General features: G+C 67.8%; 23 protein-coding genes and 1 tRNA gene. 14 read left to right on the forward strand and 10 right to left on the reverse strand.

Annotated features, from left to right (window positions below):
* The first annotated feature begins 121 nt into the window (after positions 1 to 121).
* The 4 genes from groES to ACIQK7_RS07830 all read left to right on the forward strand — a co-directional run bounded on the left by groES (position 122) and on the right by ACIQK7_RS07830 (position 4,144).
* Positions 122 to 418 carry a co-chaperone GroES gene (gene groES / locus ACIQK7_RS07815; RefSeq protein WP_108517758.1) on the forward strand — a complete coding sequence of 99 codons (297 nt, stop codon included), beginning with the start codon at positions 122 to 124 and terminating at the stop codon, positions 416 to 418.
* Positions 419 to 492: 74 nt separating this feature from the next.
* Entirely contained in the window at positions 493 to 1,434 is a 942-nt protein-coding gene (gene rarD, locus ACIQK7_RS07820) for an EamA family transporter RarD (RefSeq protein ID WP_325210760.1), read from the forward strand.
* A 60-nt stretch (positions 1,435 to 1,494) separates the two neighbouring features.
* A complete protein-coding gene (locus ACIQK7_RS07825) occupies positions 1,495 to 2,745 on the forward strand; it encodes an ABC transporter substrate-binding protein (protein ID WP_403022979.1) in 1,251 nt (416 codons plus the stop codon).
* Between the two features lie 130 nt (positions 2,746 to 2,875).
* Complete coding sequence (locus ACIQK7_RS07830) at positions 2,876 to 4,144, forward strand: ABC transporter substrate-binding protein (protein ID WP_403022981.1); 1,269 nt, start codon at positions 2,876 to 2,878, stop codon at positions 4,142 to 4,144.
* A 116-nt stretch (positions 4,145 to 4,260) separates the two neighbouring features.
* Here the strand turns inward: ACIQK7_RS07830 and ACIQK7_RS07835 are convergent, their stop codons facing one another.
* The 4 genes from ACIQK7_RS07835 to ACIQK7_RS07850 are packed head-to-tail and all read right to left on the reverse strand — an operon-like array spanning position 4,261 to position 8,323.
* The gene (locus tag ACIQK7_RS07835; protein WP_325210757.1) at positions 4,261 to 5,031 is read right to left on the reverse strand and encodes an ABC transporter ATP-binding protein; all 771 of its coding nucleotides are present in this window, start codon (positions 5,029 to 5,031) and stop codon (positions 4,261 to 4,263) included.
* Positions 5,028 to 6,026: an ABC transporter ATP-binding protein gene (locus ACIQK7_RS07840; protein WP_403022983.1), complete on the reverse strand. Its 999-nt coding sequence runs from the start codon at positions 6,024 to 6,026 to the stop codon at positions 5,028 to 5,030. The genes ACIQK7_RS07835 and ACIQK7_RS07840 overlap by 4 nt, the downstream gene beginning before the upstream one ends.
* Complete coding sequence (locus ACIQK7_RS07845) at positions 6,016 to 6,996, reverse strand: branched-chain amino acid ABC transporter permease (protein WP_403022985.1); 981 nt, start codon at positions 6,994 to 6,996, stop codon at positions 6,016 to 6,018. Before ACIQK7_RS07845 ends, ACIQK7_RS07840 begins: the two co-directional genes overlap by 11 nt.
* Before the next feature lie 10 nt (positions 6,997 to 7,006).
* A complete protein-coding gene (locus tag ACIQK7_RS07850; RefSeq protein ID WP_403022987.1) occupies positions 7,007 to 8,323 on the reverse strand; it encodes a branched-chain amino acid ABC transporter permease in 1,317 nt (438 codons plus the stop codon).
* Positions 8,324 to 8,571: 248 nt separating this feature from the next.
* On the opposite strand from ACIQK7_RS07850, the gene guaB reads away from it, so the two are divergent.
* On the forward strand, positions 8,572 to 10,074 hold the full coding sequence (gene guaB, locus ACIQK7_RS07855) for an IMP dehydrogenase (RefSeq protein WP_325210755.1): 1,503 nt from the start codon (positions 8,572 to 8,574) through the stop codon (positions 10,072 to 10,074).
* 7 nt (positions 10,075 to 10,081) lie between these two features.
* Here the strand turns inward: guaB and ACIQK7_RS07860 are convergent, their stop codons facing one another.
* Both ACIQK7_RS07860 and ACIQK7_RS07865 read right to left on the reverse strand, forming a co-directional pair.
* Positions 10,082 to 10,381, reverse strand: coding sequence for a hypothetical protein (locus ACIQK7_RS07860; RefSeq protein ID WP_403022989.1), 300 nt, complete (start codon positions 10,379 to 10,381; stop codon positions 10,082 to 10,084).
* Positions 10,381 to 11,853 carry a PspC domain-containing protein gene (locus ACIQK7_RS07865; protein ID WP_403022991.1) on the reverse strand — a complete coding sequence of 491 codons (1,473 nt, stop codon included), beginning with the start codon at positions 11,851 to 11,853 and terminating at the stop codon, positions 10,381 to 10,383. The genes ACIQK7_RS07860 and ACIQK7_RS07865 overlap by 1 nt, the downstream gene beginning before the upstream one ends.
* A gap of 114 nt (positions 11,854 to 11,967) precedes the next feature.
* On the opposite strand from ACIQK7_RS07865, the gene ACIQK7_RS07870 reads away from it, so the two are divergent.
* Positions 11,968 to 13,128 carry a PspC domain-containing protein gene (locus ACIQK7_RS07870; protein WP_403022993.1) on the forward strand — a complete coding sequence of 387 codons (1,161 nt, stop codon included), beginning with the start codon at positions 11,968 to 11,970 and terminating at the stop codon, positions 13,126 to 13,128.
* 26 nt (positions 13,129 to 13,154) lie between these two features.
* The gene (locus ACIQK7_RS07875; protein ID WP_403022995.1) at positions 13,155 to 13,802 is read left to right on the forward strand and encodes a LuxR C-terminal-related transcriptional regulator; all 648 of its coding nucleotides are present in this window, start codon (positions 13,155 to 13,157) and stop codon (positions 13,800 to 13,802) included.
* Here ACIQK7_RS07875 and ACIQK7_RS07880 read toward each other — a convergent pair.
* Positions 13,799 to 14,542: a LysE/ArgO family amino acid transporter gene (locus ACIQK7_RS07880; protein WP_403022997.1), complete on the reverse strand. Its 744-nt coding sequence runs from the start codon at positions 14,540 to 14,542 to the stop codon at positions 13,799 to 13,801. The two genes, ACIQK7_RS07875 and ACIQK7_RS07880, sit on opposite strands and share 4 nt — an antisense overlap.
* A 70-nt stretch (positions 14,543 to 14,612) precedes the next feature.
* Between ACIQK7_RS07880 and ACIQK7_RS07885 the strand changes: the two genes are divergently transcribed.
* The gene (locus ACIQK7_RS07885) at positions 14,613 to 15,491 is read left to right on the forward strand and encodes a LysR family transcriptional regulator ArgP (protein WP_403022999.1); all 879 of its coding nucleotides are present in this window, start codon (positions 14,613 to 14,615) and stop codon (positions 15,489 to 15,491) included.
* Here ACIQK7_RS07885 and ACIQK7_RS07890 read toward each other — a convergent pair.
* On the reverse strand, positions 15,488 to 16,690 hold the full coding sequence (locus tag ACIQK7_RS07890) for a pyridoxal phosphate-dependent aminotransferase (RefSeq protein WP_403023001.1): 1,203 nt from the start codon (positions 16,688 to 16,690) through the stop codon (positions 15,488 to 15,490). The two genes, ACIQK7_RS07885 and ACIQK7_RS07890, sit on opposite strands and share 4 nt — an antisense overlap.
* 206 nt (positions 16,691 to 16,896) lie before the next feature.
* Between ACIQK7_RS07890 and ACIQK7_RS07895 the strand changes: the two genes are divergently transcribed.
* The 6 genes from ACIQK7_RS07895 (at position 16,897) to ACIQK7_RS07920 (ending at position 20,484) form a co-directional block, all read left to right on the forward strand.
* Positions 16,897 to 16,969: transfer RNA gene (locus ACIQK7_RS07895), tRNA-Trp, on the forward strand.
* An 87-nt stretch (positions 16,970 to 17,056) separates the two neighbouring features.
* On the forward strand, positions 17,057 to 17,335 hold the full coding sequence (gene secE / locus ACIQK7_RS07900; protein ID WP_403023003.1) for a preprotein translocase subunit SecE: 279 nt from the start codon (positions 17,057 to 17,059) through the stop codon (positions 17,333 to 17,335).
* Positions 17,336 to 17,437: 102 nt separating this feature from the next.
* Positions 17,438 to 18,217, forward strand: coding sequence for a transcription termination/antitermination protein NusG (gene nusG / locus ACIQK7_RS07905; RefSeq protein WP_325210779.1), 780 nt, complete (start codon positions 17,438 to 17,440; stop codon positions 18,215 to 18,217).
* Between the two features lie 87 nt (positions 18,218 to 18,304).
* Positions 18,305 to 18,736 carry a 50S ribosomal protein L11 gene (rplK, locus tag ACIQK7_RS07910; protein WP_325210746.1) on the forward strand — a complete coding sequence of 144 codons (432 nt, stop codon included), beginning with the start codon at positions 18,305 to 18,307 and terminating at the stop codon, positions 18,734 to 18,736.
* Positions 18,737 to 18,825: 89 nt separating this feature from the next.
* Positions 18,826 to 19,515, forward strand: coding sequence for a 50S ribosomal protein L1 (rplA, locus tag ACIQK7_RS07915; protein ID WP_325210745.1), 690 nt, complete (start codon positions 18,826 to 18,828; stop codon positions 19,513 to 19,515).
* A gap of 90 nt (positions 19,516 to 19,605) precedes the next feature.
* Positions 19,606 to 20,484: an EamA family transporter gene (locus ACIQK7_RS07920; protein ID WP_403023007.1), complete on the forward strand. Its 879-nt coding sequence runs from the start codon at positions 19,606 to 19,608 to the stop codon at positions 20,482 to 20,484.
* Here ACIQK7_RS07920 and ACIQK7_RS07925 read toward each other — a convergent pair.
* Both ACIQK7_RS07925 and ACIQK7_RS07930 read right to left on the reverse strand, forming a co-directional pair.
* A complete protein-coding gene (locus ACIQK7_RS07925; RefSeq protein ID WP_403023010.1) occupies positions 20,465 to 21,211 on the reverse strand; it encodes an alpha/beta fold hydrolase in 747 nt (248 codons plus the stop codon). The two genes, ACIQK7_RS07920 and ACIQK7_RS07925, sit on opposite strands and share 20 nt — an antisense overlap.
* Before the next feature lie 2 nt (positions 21,212 to 21,213).
* Positions 21,214 to 21,822, reverse strand: a complete 609-nt coding sequence (locus ACIQK7_RS07930; protein ID WP_403024009.1) for a YqaJ viral recombinase family protein — start codon at positions 21,820 to 21,822, stop codon at positions 21,214 to 21,216.
* Positions 21,823 to 21,859 lie beyond the last annotated feature (37 nt).

Genomic DNA, 21,859 nt, shown 5'->3' on the forward strand with positions numbered 1-21,859 from the left:
CGCGCCGTGATTGGCACTCGGATTGCGAGAGTGCCAATCACCCCGCTACAGTTGTTCTGGCACTCTCCCCGTGAGGGTGCTAACCCCAAGTTTCTTCACGCACTTCAGAAAGAGGTCAACCGTGTCGGTGTCCATCAAGCCGCTCGAAGATCGCATTGTCATCAAGCAGGTCGAGGCCGAGCAGACGACTGCATCCGGTCTTGTCATCCCTGACACTGCCAAGGAGAAGCCCCAGGAGGGCGAGGTCGTGGCGGTGGGCCCCGGCCGCATCGACGACAACGGCAACCGTATCCCGCTCGACGTTGCTGTCGGCGACAAGGTGATCTACTCCAAGTACGGCGGCACCGAGGTCAAGTACGGCGGCGACGACCTGCTCGTGCTCTCGGCCCGCGACGTGCTCGCGGTGGTCGTGCGCTAGTCGCATCCATTTCTCGAAGGCCCGTCCTGCTCCGGCAGGGCGGGCTTTTCGTTTCTCGGTTGTAGCATTCTCGAGTGAGCCGCCCAGCACCCGTACTCGAAGACGTGCGGATGCACCGGCGGGCCGGTCTCCTCTACGCGGTCGGTGCCTACGGCCTCTGGGGCTTCCTCCCCGGCTACTTCCTGCTCCTCGCGCCCTCGGGCCCCTTCGAGGTCGTCGCGGGACGCGTCATCCTGTCGCTCGCCTTCTGCGCCCTCCTCCTCACGATCACGCGCGGCTGGCGTTCGGTCGCCGATGTTCTGAGGTCGCCCAGGCTCGCGCTCATCATGGGGGTCGCCGCGGCCCTGATCTCGGTCAACTGGCTCGTCTTCGTCTTCGCGGCGCTCAACGGCCAGGTGCTTGCGTCATCCCTCGGGTACTTCATCAACCCGCTCTTCACGGTGCTGCTTGGTGTCGTGGTGCTGCGCGAATCCCTGCGGCCGCTCCAGTGGCTCGCAATGGGCTTCGGCGCCGTCGCGATCATCGTGCTGGCGATCGGCCTCGGTGAGATCCCCTGGATCTCACTCGCGCTCGCCGGCAGCTTCGGCCTCTACGGCCTCATCAAGAAGCAGGCGGGCCCGCGGGTGGGTGCCGTCTCGGGGCTCACGGTCGAGACGATGTGGCTGACGGTCCCCGCGGTCGTCGTGCTCCTTGTCCTCGCGTCGGGCCCGGGCATCGCGGCCGGGGCGAACGGGCCCGTGCACCTCGCGCTCTTCCTCATGTCCGGCGTGGCGACCGCCGTGCCCCTGCTGCTGTTCGCCGCGGGCGCCCGCCGCCTGCCGCTCGTGACTATCGGCCTCGTGCAGTACCTCGCGCCCATCCTGCAGTTCATCCTCGGCGCCTTCGTCTTGCATGAGGCCATGCCGCCGGAGCGCTGGGTGGGCTTCGGGCTCGTCTGGGTCGCCCTCGTCGTGCTCACGATCGACATGCTCGTCGAGGGGCGGATGTCGCGCCGCGCCTTGCCGGAACCGCTCTGATCTCTCGGTAGGGTTCCTGAGGCGTCGCCCGTCGGCGCCTCCCCGAATGAGAGGAACGCCATGGTGCGCCGTGCTCCCGTCACTGCCGTCGCGATCGCTGCAGCGCTTGTGCTGTCGGGCTGCACAGCCGAGGTGGAGGTCACTCCTTCCGCCTCACCGCGCCCCAGCGCTCCCGCCGCATCCGGGGACGGAGTCCTGCGCATCGGCACGCTGTTGCCGACCTCGGGGGAGACGGCCTTCCTCTCGCCGGCGCAGGTCGCGGGCGTCGAGCTTGCGGTGCGTGAGATCAACGAGGCCGGCGGCGTGCTCGGTGCCCCCGTCGAGGTGTTCCACCGCAATTCGGGCGACGCCTCGACTGAGACGCTCGAGGCCTCCTATGCCCAGCTCGTCGAGCACGGCGTCGACGTGATCGTCGGGCCCTCCTCATCCGTGCTCGCCGAGCGACTCCTCCCGCTCGCCGTCGCCGACGGTATCGCTGTCATCTCGCCGTCCGCGACGGCATCCGCCCTCTCCGACCTCGATGACTCCGGACTCCTGCTGCGCACCTCGCCGCCCGTGAGCCTGCAGGGTCGCGCCCTCGCCCAGCTGCTAGCCGATGACGACGCCGAGACGGTCGCCACCGTGACCTTCGACGACGCCGAATCGGCGGCCGTGACATCCGTGCTCTCCGAGGCGATGGGGGATGGCGCCGTCACCCTCGCCGAGACCTTCGCCGCCGACACGGATGCCGCTGCCCTCGCTGCCCAGATCGCCGACTCGGGCGTGGACGCCATCGTGCTGTCGAGCCCCTTCGCGCCCGAGGTGCCGACTGCCGCGCTGCTCGACGGCCTTGTGACATCGGGAGTCCCCGCCACCTCCCTCTGGGTGACCGCTGCCGGCCTCGCGGACTACTCGCAGGCGCTCCCGGCTGGCGCGCTCGAAGGCGTGCGCGGGGTGCTCGACGGGCGGGAGCCCTCGGAGGAGTTCGCGGCCAGGGTCAAGTCGATGGACCCGGGGATCACTGATGCGCGATATGCGGCCGAAGCCTACGACGCGACCGTGCTCGCGGCGCTCGCCGCGACCGTGGCGGAGGATGACGGCGGTCCGTCACTCGCCTACTCGGCCATCGACGTGTCCGGCGCCGGCATCAAGTGCATGAGCTTCGGGGAGTGCCTCGATGTGCTCGAGAGTCGCCCCGACATCGACTACGACGGCGTCTCGGGTCCGCTTGCGCTCGACAATTCGGGCGACCCGACGGTCGCCGTGTTCCGCGTGTTCACCTACGGTGCCGACAACCGGGCGGTGCCCGGGGGAGACGTACTCGTCGAGTAGACAGGGCCGTCGCGCATGTTACCGCCCCGTAACACGGAGGTATTGTGCGCGGGCGTGCCGGGCAATACCGTTGCAAGACGGCAGTGTCCTGCCGTGGTTTTTATCACATTTCATGAACGCAAGGAGCAACATGAGCGTATTCGCGAAGGCCAATGCCGGATCGCGCGGGCGCAAGGCCCTTTACGCAGGTGTCGCAGGTCTCGGAGCCGTCGCACTCGTGCTGAGCGGCTGCGCGGCGGACGACGGTGGCAATGGCGGCAATGGTGGCAACACGGGGGAGGACCTGACGCTCAAGATCGGTTCGCTGCTGCCGGCAACCGGCAACCTCGCCTTCCTCGGCCCGCCCGAGTTCGCGGGTGTCGACTACGCGATCTCCCAGATCAACGAGGCCGACCTGGGCATCACGGTCGAGCACGTGCGCGGTGACTCGGGTGACACCGACAACAAGGCCTACGAGACTGAGGTTCCCCGCGTGCTCGGTGAGGGCGTCTCCGCCATCATCGGTGCGGCGTCGTCCGGTGTCTCGCTGCAGTTCATCGACCAGGTCATCGCTGCCGACACGATCCTGTTCTCGCCGGCCAACACGTCCGACGCGTTCACGACCTACGACGACAACGGCCTCTACTTCCGTACGGCACCGTCCGACGTGCTGCAGGGCGAGGTGCTCGGCAACCTCATCGCAGAAGACGGCCACCAGACGCTCGGCATGATCGTGCTGAACGACTCCTACGGCACCGGCCTGCAGAAGTACGTCACGGAGGCCTTCGAGGCCGCTGGTGGCGAGGTTGTCGCTACGTCGTCGTACAACACGGGTGACACGAGCTTCAGTGCCCAGATCAGCGAGGTCCTCGCTGCCGCTCCCGACGCGATCGCCCTGATCACGTTCGAAGAGGTTAAGACGATGCTTCCGGACATCGTCTCGTCGTTCCCCGCCGAGAACCTCTACTTCGTTGATGGCAACCTTGCCAACTTCGGTGACGACGTTCCGCCGATCGAGGGCGCCAAGGGCACCTTCCCCGGCACCAACGTCGATGACCTCGCGGCATTCACCGAGGAACTCAACGAGTTCTGGGTCGGCGAGGGCGAGCCCGAGCTCACCGAGTTCACCTACGGTGCGGAGTCGTACGACGCCGTCATGCTGCTCGCACTGGCCGCACTCAAGGCCGGGTCGACGGATGCGGCGGACATCGCCGCTGCGCTGCAGGAAGTCTCGGGTGGTTCGGGTGACGGCGAGAAGTGCTCGACCTTCGCCGACTGCGCCGAGATCATCAACAACGGAGACGTCGCCGACTACGACGGCATCTCCGGCCCGATCACCTTCGACGAGGTCGGCGACCCGACCGAGGCCGTGATCGGCACCTACATCTTCGGCCCGGACAACACTTACTCCGCGTACTAAGCCGAACGACTGAGGGAGGGGCCCGGATGCCACGGCATCCGGGCCCCTTCGCGTCCCTCAATCCACAACAAAGGGGCTCGGCATCCGCGTGGATGCCGAGCCCCTTTGTTGGGCTTCTAGTCCTGCCCGAGCGTGCCCAGGTAGAGGCCGATGACCTTGGGGTCGTTGAGCAGCTCGCGGCCCGTGCCGGTGTAGGCATCGCGACCCTGGTCGAGCACGTAACCGCGGTCGCAGATCTGCAGGCAGCGGCGTGCGTTCTGCTCGACCATGATGGTCGTGACGCCCGCCTTGTTGATCTCGGAGACGCGGATGAAGGCCTCGTCCTGCCGCACGGGGGAGAGGCCAGCAGACGGCTCGTCGAGCAGCATGACGTGCGGGTCCATCATGAGGGCACGCGACATGGCGACCATTTGGCGCTCACCGCCCGAGAGTGAGCCAGCACGCTGCTTGAGGCGCTTGCCGAGTTCACCGAAGATGCCGACGACGAACTCGAGGCGCTCGTCGTAGATCTTGGGGTTTTGGAAGAGCCCCATCTTCAGGTTGTCCTCGATCGTCAGGCTCGGGAACACGTTGTTGTTCTGCGGCACGAAGCCGACGCCCTTGGCGACGAGCTTGTTGGCCTTGAGCCCCGTGATGTCCTCGCCGTTGAGCGAGATCGAGCCGCCACGGATCTTCACCTGTCCGAAGATGGCCTTGAGCAGGGTCGACTTGCCGGCGCCGTTGGGGCCGATGATACCGATCAGCTCGCCCTGTCGGGCCACGAGGTTGGCGTTGTTGAGGATGTTGACGCCGGGAAGGTATCCGGCGGTCAGGTCCTTGACCTCGACGACCGGCGTGCCCGTCGCGGCAGGCGTGGGACTGGACTGCTGTGTCGTGGGGGTGCTCATTCGCCGGCCTTTCGGTTCTCGAAGGCCGCGGCATCCGCTGCCTGTTCCTGCTCGATATCGGCGGCAAGGGCCTCGGCAGCCTCTGACGGCACCTCGCCAGCGATGCGTCCCGTGACGACACCGAGGTCGACGTCCTGGTGCGCGCCAAGGTAGGCGTCGATCACGGCGGGGTCCTTCATGACCGAGTCCGGCGGGCCCTCGGCGACGACCTTGCCCTCCGCCATCACGACGACCCAGTCGGCGATGTGCCGCACCATGTGCATGTCGTGCTCGACGAAGAGCACCGTCATGCCCTGGTCCTTGAGGTCGAGGATGTGCTCGAGGAGCGATTGCGTCAGCGCGGGGTTCACGCCGGCCATCGGCTCGTCGAGCATGACGAGGGTCGGGTCGCTCATGAGTGCCCGGGCCATCTCGAGGAGCTTGCGCTGGCCGCCCGAGAGGCTCGCCGCGAAGTCGTCCTTCTTCGTGTCGAGCTTGAAGCGGGCGAGCAACTCAAGTGCCTTGGCCTCGAACTCCTCCTCCTGCTTGCGCCAGAGGAAGGGGAAGAGGCCGGCCCAGAAGCTCTCACCGCGCTGGTGCTTGGCGCCGAGCTTCATGTTCTCGAGCACCGTGAGCAGGCCGAGCGACTTGGTCAGCTGGAAGGTGCGCACCTGCCCGCGCTGCGAGACCTTGAAGGCGGGGATGCCCGAGAGTGACTTGCCCTCGAAGGTCCAGGAGCCCTTGTCGGGCTTGTCGAAGCCCGTCAGGAGGTTGAAGAGGGTCGTCTTGCCGGCACCGTTCGGGCCGATGAGGGCCGTGATGGCGTTGCGCGGGATCTCGAGGTGATCCACGTCGACGGCCGTGAGCCCGCCGAAGGTGCGCGTGACCCCGTCGGCGATAACGATGGGGTCTACCTTCTCGACGCCGGGACGGATGTCGCCCTTGTGCAGGCCGGTCGACTTCTGTCGGGGCACGGGAGCGGATGTCGCTGCTGGCGTTGCTGCGTCACTTGACAAAGGTCAGCTCCTTCTTGTTTCCGAGGATGCCCTGCGGTCTGAAGATGACGAGGAGCATCAGGGCGACACCGACGAGGATGAATCGAAGCGTCTGGGCCTGGCTCGTCGACATGAAGGGCAGGATGCCCGCCGTCACGAGCGCGGGCAGGATATTGCTGAGGAGTGTCTGCACGACCCAGTAGAGCACCGCGCCGAGCACGGGACCGAAGATGGTCGCGGCACCACCCAGGAGGAGCGCCGTCCAGACGAAGAATGTGAGCGAGGTCACGTAGACGCCTGGGTTGACCGAGGACGGCAGCGCGTAGACGATGCCGCCGAGGGAGCCGAAGACACCACCGAGAATGAGCGCCTGCATCTTGTAGGAGAAGACGTTCTTGCCGAGCGAGCGCACGGCATCCTCGTCTTCGCGGATGCCGCGGAGCACGCGGCCCCACGGGCTGCGCATGATGGCCCACACGATCAGCAGCGCGAGGGCGACGAGCAGGATGCCGACGATGCGCACCCACCAGCCATTCGCGGTGTACTCCCACGGGCCGAAGCCGTAGGTGCCCTCGGGCAGCGGGTTCGACTCACGGAAGCTCGCGTGGTAGCCGCTGAGGCCATCCGCGGAGCCCGTGTACTCGTCGAAGGTCGTCGACAGGAAGAGCAGTCGCACGATTTCGGCTGCGGCGATCGTCACGATTGCGAGATAGTCACCGCGTAGACGCAGCGTCGGGATGCCCAGCACGAGTGAGAACAGCACGGAGCAGACCATGGCGATGAGCACGCCGGCCCACCAGGGCAGCCCAAAGGTGAGGATCGAGATGGCATAGCCGTAGGCGCCGATGGCCATGTAGGCGGCGATACCCATGTTGAGCAGGCCGGCGAAGCCGAAGTGCACGGCGAGGCCGATCGCCGCGAGAGCGTAGCCGAGGGTCGCCGGGGAGATGAGCGAGGAGGCAGTGTTGCCGAAGATAGTCAGCCAGTCCATGAGGGGCCCCTTAACCTATTCTCTCTCTGCGACCGAGGATGCCCTGTGGTCGGAAGAGCAGCACCAGGATCAGAATTCCGAGCGCGCCCACGTACTTGAGGTCCGAGGGAATCCAGAGTCCCGAAATCTCGACCATGACGCCCACGATGATCGCGCCGATGAGGGCGCCGAAGGCGGTGCCGAGGCCACCGAGCGTGACGGCGGCGAAGACGAGCAGCAGGATCTGGGCGCCCATGTCCCACTTGATGCCGGGACGGAAGTAGGCGTAAAGCACGCCGGAGAGGCCGGCCATTGCGGCAGCGACGATCCAGACGATGCGCACGACGCGGTCGACATCGATTCCGGATGCCGCGGCGAGCGAGGCGTTGTCGGAGACGGCGCGTGTGGCCTTGCCGATCTTGCTGAGCATGAGCCACGCGGCGAAGCCGATGATGACGAGGATGCTGATGCCCATGCTCGCGAGGTCGATCCACGACAACTGCACGCTGCCGAAGAGCTGGATCTGTGCCGCGTTGGAGCCCGGCAATTGCAGGGTGCCGCCGCCGATGAAGAACTGGAACACGTACCGCAGCGCGAGGGAGAGGCCGATGCTCACGATCATGAGCTGCACGATGCCGAGCCCGCGTCTTCGCAAGGGTTTCCAGAGGCCCGCATCAAGCGCCCAGCCGAAGGCCGCACTCACGACGACCGTGAGCGGGATGGCGATCCACATCGGCAGCGACATCGTCACCCCTAGGAGGAGTGCGATCACCGCGCCGAAGGTCACCATCTCGGCGTGGGCGAAGTTGGAGAGCCCGGTCGTGCCGAAGACCAGGGAGATGCCGACGGCGGCGAGGCCGAGCATGAGGCCGAAGTTGACGCCGTCGATCGAGCGCGAGACGAGCTGGTCGACGAAGCTGACGGTGTTGCGCTCGCCCTCGCCGATGAAGAAGTTCATCGTGACGCGGCCACCGGGCCCGATCTCGACCTCCTTCTCATTGGGGGTCTCATCCTCGCCCGTCTCGTCGACGACCGCGATGCCCTCGGGGAGGGTCTCCTCGTCGAGCGTGACGGTGTAGGTGTCTCGTTCGGGCACGCCAGCGCGCCACTGGCCAGCAGCATCCGTTTCGACCTCGAGGTCGACGCCGTTGCCGGTGACCGTGAGGCGCACATCCTCGAGAGCTTCGCCATCGAGTTTGACATTGCCACTGATCTTGAAGGGCTCGTCCTCCCCGACTTCATCGGCCATGGCGGGGGAGCCGAGCATCAGGAATGCACCGACCATCGCGACGAAGGTGACGGCGCGCCATCGGGATCGGCGCTGTCGAAGCCTGCTGGTGTTACTCATTGAACCTCCAAGGCAGTGCCCTCGGGGGATCGGGTCAATCCCCCCGCACGTACCGTCGACGCTGACGTTACTGGCCGATTGTGTCGCCGGTGTTACTCGGGTAAGCGATCGGTGTTGGGTAATTATGGTCGCGGAATAGCAGTCAGCGCCAACCGGTTAGCATGGAGCACCGGGAATCATCGCAGCTTCACCGGCACCCCTCGCCCGGATTTCCGGGCATTTTCGCCGACTCTCACAAAAGGGGAACAATGACCCAGCCGGATCCCTTCGGTTTCATCGGACTCACCTACGACGACGTGATGTTGCTGCCCGGGCACACGGATGTCATCCCGAGCGAGGTGGATACGTCGTCTCGTCTGACCCGCAACATCCGGGTCAACACCCCCCTCATCTCTGCCGCGATGGATACCGTCACCGAGGCGCGCATGGCGATCTCGATGGCGCGCCAGGGCGGTCTCGGCGTGCTGCACCGCAATCTCGCGATCGACGAGCAGGCCGCGTATGTCGACAAGGTCAAGCGCTCCGAGTCGGGCATGATCACGAACCCCGTGACGACGACTCCGGATGCCACGGTCGCTGAGGTCGACGCCGTCTGCGGGCAGTTCCGGGTCTCGGGCCTCCCCGTCATCGAGGCTGACGGAAAGCTCGTCGGCATCATCACCAACCGCGACATGCGCTTCGTCTCGCCCTTTGAGAAGGCGACGACGCTCGTGCGCGACGTCATGACCCGCATGCCGCTCATCACGGCGCCCGAGGGAATTGACCCCGACGGTGCGATCGCGATCTTCGCGGAGCACAAGATCGAGAAGCTCCCGCTCATCGATGCGAACGGTCGACTGACCGGCCTCATCACGGTCAAGGACTTCGACAAGACCGAGCAGTACCCCTACGCGACGAAGGATGAGGAGGGTCGTCTGCGGGTCGGCGCCGCAGTCGGATTCTTCGGCGACGCGTGGGAGCGGGCCGGTGCGCTCGCCGATGCGGGCGTCGATGTCATCGTCGTCGACACCGCGAACGGCGACTCGCGGGGCGAGATCGAGATCATCCGCCGGCTCAAGGGCGACAGCGCCTTCGCGGGCATCGACATCATCGGCGGCAACGTCGCGACCCGTTCGGGCGCCCAGGCGCTCGTGGACGCGGGAGCGGATGCCATCAAGGTCGGCGTCGGGCCGGGCTCGATCTGCACGACGCGCGTCGTCGCCGGCGTCGGCGTTCCCCAGGTCACGGCGGTCTACGAGGCATCCCTCGCGGCGCGCGAGGCGGGCGTTCCCGTCATCGCCGACGGCGGGCTGCAGTACTCGGGCGACATCGCCAAGGCGCTCGTTGCGGGAGCCGAGACGGTCATGCTCGGCTCGCTCCTCGCGGGCACCGACGAGAGCCCCGGCGACATGATCTTCGTCAACGGCAAGCAGTTCAAGACCTATCGCGGCATGGGTTCCCTCGGGGCCATGCAGACCCGCGGCAAGAAGACCTCCTACTCGCGCGACCGCTACTTCCAGGCGGATGTGCCGAGCGACGAGCAGCTCATCGCCGAGGGCATCGAGGGCAAGGTGGCCTACCGCGGCCCCGTCGCATCCGTCACCTACCAGCTGCTGGGCGGACTGCGGCAGTCGATGTTCTACGTCGGTGCTCGCACGATCGACGAGCTGCGCGAGAAGGGCAAGTTCGTTCGCATCACGGCGGCCGGGCTCAAGGAGTCGCACCCCCACGACATCCAGATGGTCGTGGAGGCGCCGAACTACCGCGGCTGACCCCGCCTCAGCGGCGGCGCGTGAGCGCTGCGGCCAGGCCGCCCACGACGAGGAGCCCGCCGAGGCCGAGCACGATCCAGGCGGGTGAGATGTCGATCCCGCCGATCGCGCCCAGATCGACCGCGACCTGCACGGCGTAGAGCGCCGCGATGATCACGAGGATGGTGCCCCAGACGATGGGGCCGCTGAGCGCCCGGCGCTCGGTGTCCTCGGTCGCGGGGCTGTCTCCGTGAAGCTGTTCGGTGTCGTTCGTTGCGTGCATCCGGTCCTCCTGGGGAACGTCGTGGTGCTTGTCTGTTGCGGCCATCAGTCGGCCTGCCGTACCGTCACGTCGCCCGCGATGACGAAGACGTCGACGATGACGCGGCTGTCGCTCGGCGAGTCGTATCGGGCGACCGAGGATGCGAAGCCACCAGAGTCGACGATGTCACCATCGACCTCAATGCGTCCGCTGATGGAGTCGACCTCGACCCGACCGTCAGCGTCGCCCGGCATGATGACCTCGACGTCGCCATTGACGACGAAGAGGTCGACGGTGCCGATGCGCGCGTTGCCAGTGGCGAAGTAGTCCTCCAGGTCGACGACCATGTTGCCGCGGACGACCATGCGGGAGTCACTGCGGTCACTCGCGCTCGGCTCCCAGCGGGTCGTGCCGTCAGAGATGAGCGGGCGAGGAAACCATCCGAGCACGCCCGTGAAGAGCAGGGCGATGATGACGAGTATCGCCAGCCCGCTCGAGCCGCCGCTGCGGCGCCCGCGGATGCCGTTGACGATAATCGCGAGGCCCAGGACGGCGAGTGTCACGGCGAGGGATGCTGCGGCGAGCGATGCGAATGACAGGTCGGTGTCGCTCAGGAGCAACGCCGTCGCAGCACCGGCCACGAGGGAGAGCCCAACCGCGACAAGGGTGAACGCCGTGTTGGGGCGCGTGCGGAGCTCCTTCTCGCGAGCGATGCGGGCACGTTCCGCCGCCTCCTCCTGGCGCTGGCGACGCGCCTCTGCCTGGCGGTGCTCGCGGGCGGCCCTCTCCGAAGCGGACTGCTGGGCGCGCCAGTTGTCGTGCTCGCGCTTCCACTCGGCCTGTCCCTCGCGCCAGGCGGCGAGCTCCGCATCGCCCGCGGTCGCCGGGGGTGCGGGCGGCGCGGTCGGCTCGGAGACGAGAGGCAGGGTCGGGGAGGTTGCGGCGGCCGGGGCATCCGTCGTGGTCGTGGCCGGGGCATCCGTCGTCGGTGCAGGTGCGTTGGTGGCCGGCATGGAAATCGCCGAGGGCGTGGTGCTCTGGCGGTTGGCAAGCCAGACGACGAACCAGATGACCGCGCCTGTCAGGATGACGGTCCAGATGAGGGCGCCAAGACCCGGGCCGGCCCAGCCGCCGCCCCACCAGTCGCCATCCCACCAGCCACCCGTGAACCACCAGCCGGTGCCGCCGCCGACCGGCAGCATTGCGAGCAGCAGGAGGACCGCGATGCCCGCGAGGGCACGATCGAAGGTGCCGCGGAAGAGCTCCTGCAGGTGGATGCGACCCGTCGTGTCGGGGAGGAGCAGCCAGGCTGCCGCGTAGAGGAAGAGCACGGGCGCGCCCAGGATGCCGATCACGACGAGGATGCCGCGCACGATCAGCGGGTCGATGCCGAGCCGCAGCGCGATGCCCGCGGCGACACCACCCAGCCACCCCGGCTCACGGGTGAGGCCGAGGCTGCGCAGCCACGGGAAGAAGCCCGAGTCGGCCGCCGTGCCGCCGCGCGGCGGAGTTGGTGAGGAAGGGGTGTCGTTGTCCATGGCATCCATGGTGGCGGGACGCGCTGACCACGGCCATTGGGGACGTCCCTGAGCGGACCCTGATTCGTGGCATCCGGGTCGCTCCGGGCCCCGCACCTCTGCTTGGATTCAAGAGTGAGCCAGACCGAGACCAGCGCCAGGCCGCCACTCGTGCGCCCTCGTCGCGCCGTCATCGGGGGTGTCTGCGCCGGGCTCAGCGAGCACCTCGGCTGGCCCGTACGGCGGGTGCGCCTGCTCCTCGTCGTGGCCTCGCTGCTCGGCGGGGCGGGCATCCTCTTCTACGGCTGGCTGTGGGCGCTCGTTCCCCTCGCCCCGGGGGAAACGGGGGATGCGGAGGAGACCCCGCGCAGGCGCGCACCAATTGCCGCCATCCTCCTTGTGCTGGGCGCCGTCGCGGCGATCGCCGCCATCGTGCAGGCCAACGTCGAGGGGTCCGCATCGACCGCCGTCAGCCTGAGCCTCGTGCTCACGGGCGGTGCCGTTGTGTGGAGCCTTGCCCTCGATGAGCACGACCCTGACCGCTCGCCGCGCTACCGCCTCGTGATCCGCAGCGCGGGCGCGACCGTGCTGCTCGCGACCGGGCTCCTGCTCCTCGCCTCGAACGACTGGCGCCCCGAGGCCATGACGGCCGTCGTCGCGGTCGGCATGATGGTGCTCGGCCTCGCGGTCGCGGTCGCGCCCTTCATCGTGCGCCTGTGGAACGAACTCATGCGGGAACGGTCGGGCCGCATCCGCGAGGAGCAGCGTGCCGAGATCGCGGCGCACCTCCACGACTCGGTGCTGCAGACCCTCGCACTGATCCAGAACCGCGCGGGTGCCTCGAGCGACGTCGCCCGCATCGCGAGGGCGCAGGAGCGCGAGCTGCGCGAATGGCTCTTCGCGGGCGACGGCGCGCCCGGCGCCGACCTCGTGAGCGAACTGAGCGAGGATGCCGCCACGATCGAGGTCGAATATCCCGCGCGCATCGACGTCGTCACGGTGGGGGAGTCGGTGCCCGCGCATCCCTCTGTCGTCGCGGCAGCGCGGGAGGCGATGCTGAACGCCGCACGGCACGGGGGCGGCGAGGTTTCCGTCTACGTCGAGGCCGCGGCATCCGCCGTCGACGTCTTCGTGCGCGACCGCGGACCCGGCATCGACCTGGACGCCCTGCCCGCCGACCGCCTCGGCGTGAGAGAGTCAATCATCGGCAGGATGCAGCGCGCCGGCGGCACCGCGACGGTGCAGCGCGGCGCGGGCGGTGTCGGCACCGAGGTGCACCTGCACCTCGACCTGTAAGCCCTCGAAGCCTCAGTGGAGAAACCATGACAAGCGTCGTGATCGTCGACGATCATTCGATCTTCCGGTCGGGCCTCAAGGCCTCGCTCGATGCTGCGGTCGAGGTGCTCGCTGAGGCTGCCGATGTCGATGCGGCCGTGGCGGCCGTCACGGAGCATCGGCCCGAGGTCGTGCTGCTCGACGTGCACCTGCCAGGCGGCGCGGGTGGTGGCGGGGCGGAGGTCATCCGGCGCTGTGCGGGGCTGCTCGACTCGGTGCGCTTCCTCGCCCTCAGCGTCTCCGACTCGGCCGAGGATGTCGTCGGCGTGATTCGTGCGGGTGCCCGCGGCTACATCACGAAGGGCAGCTCCGCCGACGACGTGAACTCGGCCATCCGCACGGTCGCGAGTGGTGACGCGGTCTTCTCGCCGCGCCTCGCGGGCTTCGTGCTCGACGCGTTCGGAGCGGCCGCGGGCGAGCAGGCGGTGGCCGACGACGAGCTCGACCGGCTGTCGGCTCGCGAGCGTGAGGTCATGCGGCTCATCGCGCGCGGCTACGCGTACAAGGAGGTCGCGACCGAGCTGTTCATCTCCATCAAGACCGTCGAGACGCACGTTTCGGCAGTGCTGAGAAAGCTGCAGCTGTCGTCCCGCCACGAGCTCACCGCCTGGGCGCTCGAGCGCAAGCTCCTCTAGTGGGAGAAGGCGAGGGATGCCGCGAGCGTCAGCATGATGACGGCGATCGAGGCGTCGAGGATGCGCCAGGCCTTGGGTGACGCGAGCTTCTTCGACAGAAGCTTGGCCCCGAAGCCGATGAGCGTGAACCAGGCGAAGCTCGCGAGGATCGCGCCCGTGCCGAAGATCCAGCGTGCCGGGTCGCCGTGCGTGTTCGCGACCGAGCCGAGCACGACGACGGCGTCGAGGTAGGCGTGCGGGTTCAGCCAGGTGAAGGCGAGCGCAGTCAGCACGGCCGTCGCGAGGGTGCTGCGCGTCGCCGTCTGCGTCTCGACGACGGGCACGGTGAGGGTCGCGGTGCCGCCGCCGCTCGGCGCTGGGGGAGCGTCGGATGCCTCAACGCTGCTCCATTCGCTCGGCGCCGGCTCCTCGATCGTGAGTCCCTGCCCTGACGGTCGCCACGCGCGCTTGGCAGCAAGCAGCCCGTAGGTCGTCAGGAACGCGACGCCGAACCAGCGCACCAGCGTGATGACCCAGGGGGCGTTCTCGAGCACGGCGCCCACCCCGGCGATGCCGCCGAAGATGAGCACGAGGTCGGATGCCGCGCACACGAGCACGACGGCGAGCAGGTGCTGCCCGCGCACGCCCTGGCGAAGGATGAAGGCGTTCTGGGCGCCGATCGCGGCGATCAGGCCGAAACCCAGCACGAAGCCGGAGAGAGCGATCGCAAGGGTCGGGTCGAAGGAGGCGGAGAACGTCACCCGTCCACGCTAGGGGAGGCCCGTATATTCACGGAAGCTAATGTTCCTTAGTCAGCATTAGCATTGCTTCATGCAGATCCCGCTCGACCTCGCGAAGACGGTTGCCGCCGTCGTCGATGAGGGAACCCTCGAGGGCGCCGCCCGCGCGCTCCACATCACGCCCTCCGCCGTGAGCCAACGCATCAAGGCGCTTGAGCAGCGGCTCGGGCGCGTGCTGCTCGTGCGGTCCAAGCCCGTGCAGGCAACGGATGCCGGCGCCGCGATCGTGCGCCTCGCCCGCCAGGCGACGCTACTCGAGCATGAGGCGCTCGCCGAGGTCGGGCTCGATGATGACGGGGAGCGGCTCACCTCCATCGGCATCGCCGTCAACGCCGACTCGCTTGCCACCTGGCTGCTGCCGGCGCTCGCCGAGGTCGCGCGCGAGCATCCGATCGTCTTCGAGCTGCACCGGGAAGACGAGGAGTACACGACGCGCCTACTCGAGTCCGGGCAGGTGATGGCGGCCGTGACCTCGCAGGCGACGAGCGTGCCCGGCTGCGTCGTGACCCCGCTCGGCACGGTGCGCTACCGGGCGGTCGCGAGCGCCGAGTACATCGAGCGCTGGATGCCAGAGGGTGTGACCGCGGGAGCCCTGGGTCGCTCCCCCCGCATCGATTTCGACCGTCGCGACGACATGCAGGCCGCGTTCCTCAGGTCGTTGCGCGTGCGGTCGACCCCGCCCATCCACTACGTGCCCGCGTCGACCGAGTTCGCGGCGGCCGTGCGGCTCGGCCTCGGCTGGGCCATGCTCCCCGCGGAGCAGACGCGCGGCACCGAACTGGTGGAGCTCATGCCCGAGCGCCCGCTCGACGTGCCGCTCTACTGGCAGCAGTGGAACCTGAGGTCGCCCCTGCTGCAGGCGGTGTCGGATGCGGTGGCCCGCGCAGCACGCACGGTCGCGCTCACCTAGCTGAAGAGGCGCTGGAGGCGCTGCACGCCCTCGAGGAGCGGCTCGTCGCCGAGCGCGTAGGAGAGGCGCACGTAGCCGCTCGGGCCGAAGGCCTCGCCGGGCACGACCGCGACCTCGGCCTGCTCGAGGATGAGATCGGCGAGCTCGAGCGAGGTGGTGGGGGTCACGCCGCCCCATTCGCGGTTCAGCAGCCCCGTGACATCCGGGTACACGTAGAAGGCGCCCTGCGGGGTCGGCGTGACGACGCCGGGGATCTTGTTGAGCTCGGCGACGATGAGCTGGCGGCGACGGTCGAAGGCGTCGCGCATCGCGAGCACGTCGTCCTGCGGGCCGGTGAGGGCCGCGATGGCGGCGTGCTGCGAGATGTTCGACACGTTCGACGAGAGGTGCGACTGCAGGTTGCCTGCCGCCTTGATCGCGCGCGCGGGGCCGACCATCCAGCCGAGGCGCCATCCGGTCATGGCGTAGCTCTTGGCGACGCCGTTGACGAGGATCGTCTGTTCGGCGAGCTCGGGCACGACCTCGACGATGGAGGGGGCGTGGGCCGAGCCGTCGTAGACGAGGTTCTGGTAGATCTCGTCGGTGATGACCCAGAGGCCATGCTCGAGGGCCCACTCGCCGATCGCCTTCGTCTCCTCGCGCGTGTAGACGGCGCCAGTCGGGTTGGAGGGCGAGACGAAGAGGAGCACCTTGGTGCGTTCGGTGCGGGCGGCCTCAAGCTGCTCGACTGTGACCTTGTACTCCTGCTCCGAACCGGCGAAGACCTCGACGGGCACGCCGCCGGCAAGCTTCGTCACCTCGGGGTAGGTCGTCCAGTAGGGCGCGGGCAGGATCACCTCGTCGCCCTCGCTGATGACGGTCGCGAAGGCTTGGTAGACGCCCTGCTTGCCGCCGTTCGTGACGATGACCTGGCTGGGGGCGACCTCGAGCCCGCTGTCGCGGCGGGTCTTCTCGGCGATCGCCTCACGCAGCGCCGGCAGGCCGGCGGCGGGCGTGTAGCGGTAGTTCTTGGGGTCGAGCACGGCGGCGGATGCTGCCTCCACGACGTGCTTTGGAGTGCTGAAGTCGGGCTCACCCGCCGCGTAGCTGATGACGGGTCTGCCCTCGGCTTGCAGCGCTTTGGCCTTGGTGTCGACCTTGAGCGTTGCGGACTCTGCGATGGCGGCGATTCGGCGGGAGATGCTGGGGAGTTCAGTCACCCTCTCAGGCTAGTGGAAGGTGTTTCGGGCAGGCTGGTTATTTCACCGGCACCACGATGGCCGCCGTGGGGCGCTCAACTTTACAGCCCTGTGGGCGTGACCTACACTGGAGCGTGGTGGTTGAAATCCGCCAAGCTTTTCTATGCCCATTTGAGGCGCTCATCCCGATCGGATCCGCAGGAGAGCTTGGTGTGTTCACACACCGAAGGGCGGTGGCTCAATTGGTAGAGCAGCGGTCTCCAAAACCGCAGGTTGCAGGTTCGAGTCCTGTCCGCCCTGCAGCGTGACCAGTGCACATGTGTGCGCTGGCAGGCACCTGCCGACGGCCCGATGGTCGTTCGGTCCATGTCCGGAAGGTAATCAGCTGTGGCGAGAAACGTGACCGACGACCCGAGTGAGGATGTCGTCGCCAGCGCCAAGGCGGAGCGCGCGACCCGTCGCGGCCCGTTCGGTCGCCTTGCGCTGTTCCTGCGCCAGGTGATCGCGGAGCTCAAGAAGGTCGTCACCCCGACCCGCAAGGAGCTCATCAGCTACACGGCTGTCGTGCTGGTCTTCGTCGTCATCATGATGGCGCTCGTCTCCGGCCTCGACTTCCTCTTCGGATTCGTCGTCGCGTATGTCTTCGGCAACGGACCCGTCGGCTGACGCCATCGCCCTCCTCGCCGGCACGTGCTGCCGGATCGCCTGAGAACAACGGAATGAGAATCAGTGTCTGACACAGAACGCGACGAGATCGAGCACTCCTCCATGAGGGAGTTCGCTGTCGACGAGTCCGACGCCGCGTCGGCCCTCGAGGCCGCGCTCGACGCGCAGGCCCCTGCCGCCGAGAACGAGACCCCCGGCGACGAGGCTGCAGCCGACGAGGCTCCCGCCGACGCCGCTGAAGAGACCGAAGAAGCTGAAGAGGCCGAGGTCGACCCCTACGAGGAGTTCCGTGCCGAGCTGCGCTCCCTCCCGGGCAAGTGGTACGTCGTGCACTCCTACGCGGGCTTCGAGAAGCGCGTCAAGCAGAACATCGAGAACCGTCGCGTGTCGATGACCATGGAGGACTACATCTTCCAGGTCGAGGTGCCGATGGAAGACGTAGTCGAGATCAAGAACGGCCAGCGCAAGCTCGTCACTCGCGTGCGCATCCCCAGCTACGTGCTCGTGCGCATGGACCTCAACGAGGACAGCTGGTCGGTCGTTCGCCACACCCCCGGCGTGACGGGCTTCGTGGGCAACGCCCACAACCCGACGCCGCTGCGCTTCGAGGAAGCCTTCAACATGTTGAAGAGCCTCGTGCAGGTCGTCGAGGCCCCCGCGAAGGCTGGTGCGAAGGGCGGCAAGGCCGTGCAGCGCAGCATCCCGCAGGAGGTCGACTTCGAGATCGGCGAGACCATCACGATCAAGGAGGGCTCGTTCGCGGGCCTGCCCGGTTCGATCAGCGAGATCAAGCCCGAGAGCGGCAAGCTCACGGTGCTCGTGTCGCTCTTCGAGCGCGAGACCCCCGTCGAGCTCAGCTTCGACCAGGTCACCAAGCTCTAACACTCCACAGTCCACCGCGGCTCGGATAGGCCGAGCAGGCGGAAGAACATCCGGTTCACGGATGCTCGAACACGAAAGAAGGAAACAATGGCACCGAAGAAGAAGGTCACGGGTCTGATCAAGCTGCAGATCCAGGCCGGCGCCGCCAACCCCGCCCCGCCCATCGGCCCGGCGCTCGGTCAGCACGGCGTCAACATCATGGAGTTCTGCAAGGCGTACAACGCCGCGACGGAGTCGCAGCGCGGCAACGTCATCCCCGTCGAGATCACGGTGTACGAGGACCGCTCGTTCACGTTCATCCTGAAGACTCCGCCCGCCGCCGAGCTCATCAAGAAGGCTGCTGGCGTTGGCAAGGGTTCGGGCACGCCCCACACCTCCAAGGTGGGCAAGCTCAGCAAGGACCAGGTTCGTGCGATCGCCGAGCAGAAGATGGCTGACCTCAACGCGAACGACATCGACGCCGCATCGAAGATCATCGAGGGCACCGCGCGCTCGATGGGCATCACGATCGACGCGTAAGTCACCCCAGTCTTTTGGCGACCACGGTCGCCGCAGTGGAAGAGCCCGCCTGGCTCGCTACCCACGAACTCATTCCTAGGAGAACAAGCATGGCAACCAAGTCCAAGGCCTACCGGGCCGCAGCAGAGAAGATCGAAGAGGGCAAGTTCTACGCGCCGGCCGACGCCGTCGCCCTTGCCCGCGAGACCGGCTCGAAGAAGTTCGACTCGACCGTTGAGGTCGCGCTCAAACTCAACGTCGACCCGCGTAAGGCCGACCAGATGGTTCGTGGCACCGTGAACCTGCCCCACGGCACCGGCAAGACGGCCCGCGTGGTCGTCTTCGCGACGGGCCCCGCGGCTGAGGCGGCCATCGCCGCTGGCGCCGACGAGGTCGGTGGCGACGAGCTCATCGAGCGCGTGGCAGGCGGATGGACTGACTTCGACTCGGCCGTCTCGACCCCCGAGTTCATGGGTAAGGTCGGTCGCCTCGGTAAGGTCCTCGGACCCCGTGGCCTCATGCCGAACCCCAAGACCGGCACGGTCACGCCCGACACGGCGAAGGCTGTCACCGAGATCAAGGGCGGCAAGATCGAGTTCCGCGTCGACAAGCACGCCAATGTGCACTTCATCGTGGGCAAGGCGTCGTTCGACACCGAGAAGCTGCAGGAGAACCTGCGCTCCGCCCTCGACGAGGTTGTGCGCCTCAAGCCGAGCTCGGCAAAGGGCCGCTACATCACCAAGGCCACGGTCACGACCACGTTCGGCCCCGGCATCCCCGTGGACGTCAACGCGATCTGACATCTGTCTCTTTGAGAAGGGGGTCCGCTTCGGCGGGCCCCCTTCTTGTATGTGTGCGCCGTGGGCGCTCGCGTGCGGCAGGATGGGCTGGTGAAGCCCCGCGATCGCCTCCTTGCAGCGCTCGTCGCGCTCATCTTGGGTCTCAACTTCGTCGTCATCGACTGGGGCATGGAGGACGTGCCGCCCCTGCTGTTCGTCGCCATCCGCTTCGTGGTGGTGCTGCTGCCCGCGATCTTCTTCGTGCGGCGGCCCCACGTGCCCTGGCGTTTCATCGTCGGGGTGGGGCTGTTCATGTCGCTCGGCCAGTTCGCCCTGCTCTACTCCTCGATGCACCTGGGGATGCCGCCGGGCCTCGCCGCGCTCGTGCTGCAGGCGCAGGTGGTCTTCACGATGCTCATCGCCGCGGGGGCGCTCCGCGAGATTCCGCGGCCGGCCCAGCTCGCGGGCGCGCTGATCGGTTCGCTCGGGCTCGCCGTCGTGGCGTTCGGGCGTGACGCGCAGGTGCCGCTCCTCGCGTTCCTGCTCTGCATTGGTGCGGCCCTCTCGTGGGGTGTCGGCAATGTCATCTCGCGGGCATCCGGCGCCAAGGGCGGTTTGTCGTTGACGGTGTGGTCGGCGGTGGTCGTGCCCGTGCCGCTCTTCGCGCTCTCGCTCCTGATCGAGGGACCACAGGAGGTCGCGACGGCGCTGTCAGGGCTCGGCATCGAGGCCATCCTCGCGACCCTCTACACGGCCGTCATCGCGAGCCTCGTCGCCTACGGCATCTTCAACTCGCTATTGTCGCGGCAACCGGCGGCGTCGGTCGTCCCGTGGATCCTGCTCGTGCCCGTCGTCGGCATCGTTGCGGCGTGGTTGTTGCTCGGGGAGGTTCCCAACACGGCGGAACTGCTCGGCGGCGCACTCATGCTCGCGGGGCTGCTGGTGGCGCAGCGCGCCGGTGCCGGGCCGTTCAGGCGAGTGCGGAGCTGACCGCCGCCCGCAGCGCGGCCAGGTGCGCGGCCATTCCGTCGTCGCGGGCGGGCAGCATGGTGAGCGTCGAACCGCGGATGCCCGCGTGCCACTGCTCCGCAATGGAGACCGGATGCACGGGGTCGCGGGGTGCCGCGATGATCGTTGCCGGCGCATCCAGGGTCGCGAGTTCCTTGACGTCGCGGAAGGCCCGGTTGCGCGGGACTTCGACGAGGCGGATGGCGCGAGCTGCGGCATCCGGGGCCCGGAACTGCTGCAGGGCGGCGTTCGCACCCGCATGCGTCACGAGGGTCATGGAGTGGTAGAGGCTCGAGGCCTTGAAGCGCTGCTCGGCCGCGGCGGCGCCGTGCCGCATGAGCAGTTCGCCCATGACGGGGAAGGCCCGCAGGTTGTGGGGGAGCGGCCGATCGGTGAAGGAGGGGCGGATGAACACGAGTCGGTCGATCTCGAACTCGCCCGTGAGTGCGAGGCGGAGGCCGAGCGCCGCCCCCATCGACACCCCGACGATCGAGAGCGCCTCCGACGTCGCGGAGGCGCGCACGGCGTCGGCGACCTCTGCCGTGAGCGCGGCGAAGGAGTAGTCAGCGGCGTCGCCGATGAGCGTCGATTCGCCGTGCGCGCGGATGTCGGGTGCGACGACCTCTGCGCCCTCAGGCAGTGCGGGCCCGAGCTGCTTGAGCAGGTGTGCGGCGCTCGTGCCGAGCCCGTGGAGCAGCAGCACGGCCACGGTCAGCCCCGGCTTCGCTCGGCGAGGGCGGCGACGACGCGGTCGGCGAGCTGCACGAGGATGTGGATCTCGTTCTCGTCGCGGTCGATCCAGCGGTGCTGCGGTTCGGCGTCGACGGGAACGAACTCGCTGTGCTGTTCCCAGACGAGGAGGGTGCGCTCGGCGCCGAGCACGTACTGCTGCCACCACACCTGGCGCAGGTAGCTGCGGGGGATCGAGCGCCACGGCGAGCTCGTCGTCTTGATCTCCGCGAGCTCGACGACACCGGACTTCGCGGCGATGCCATCTGGCGTCGCGAGGTGCAGACGATTGGCAGCGGCGTGGAAGAGCGCGTCGCTCGGCGCGATGCCGAAGTGCTGCTGCACCCAGGCGGCGATCTCGGGTTCCCGCCGGCGACCGTGGTCCGTGAAGGCGTTGCCCGAGAAGCGGCTGCCGTGCCACTTCTCGTCGACGACGGCCTGCACCGATCGCTCGGTCGCGAGCTTCGCGACATCCGTTGCCGTGATGCCGCGGCTGCGGGCGCGGAGCCAGGCGATGCGGTCGGATGACCGGGCCAGGATGCGTGAGGTGTGATCGGGTCGCGTCGGCGGCTCGTCCCAGAGGGGGAGCATGGGTTGGGCGATCGTCACCTGACCATTCTCGCCGATC

The sequence above is a fragment of the Salinibacterium sp. GXW1014 genome (assembly GCF_044769865.1).
Lineage (GTDB): Bacteria > Actinomycetota > Actinomycetes > Actinomycetales > Microbacteriaceae > Homoserinimonas.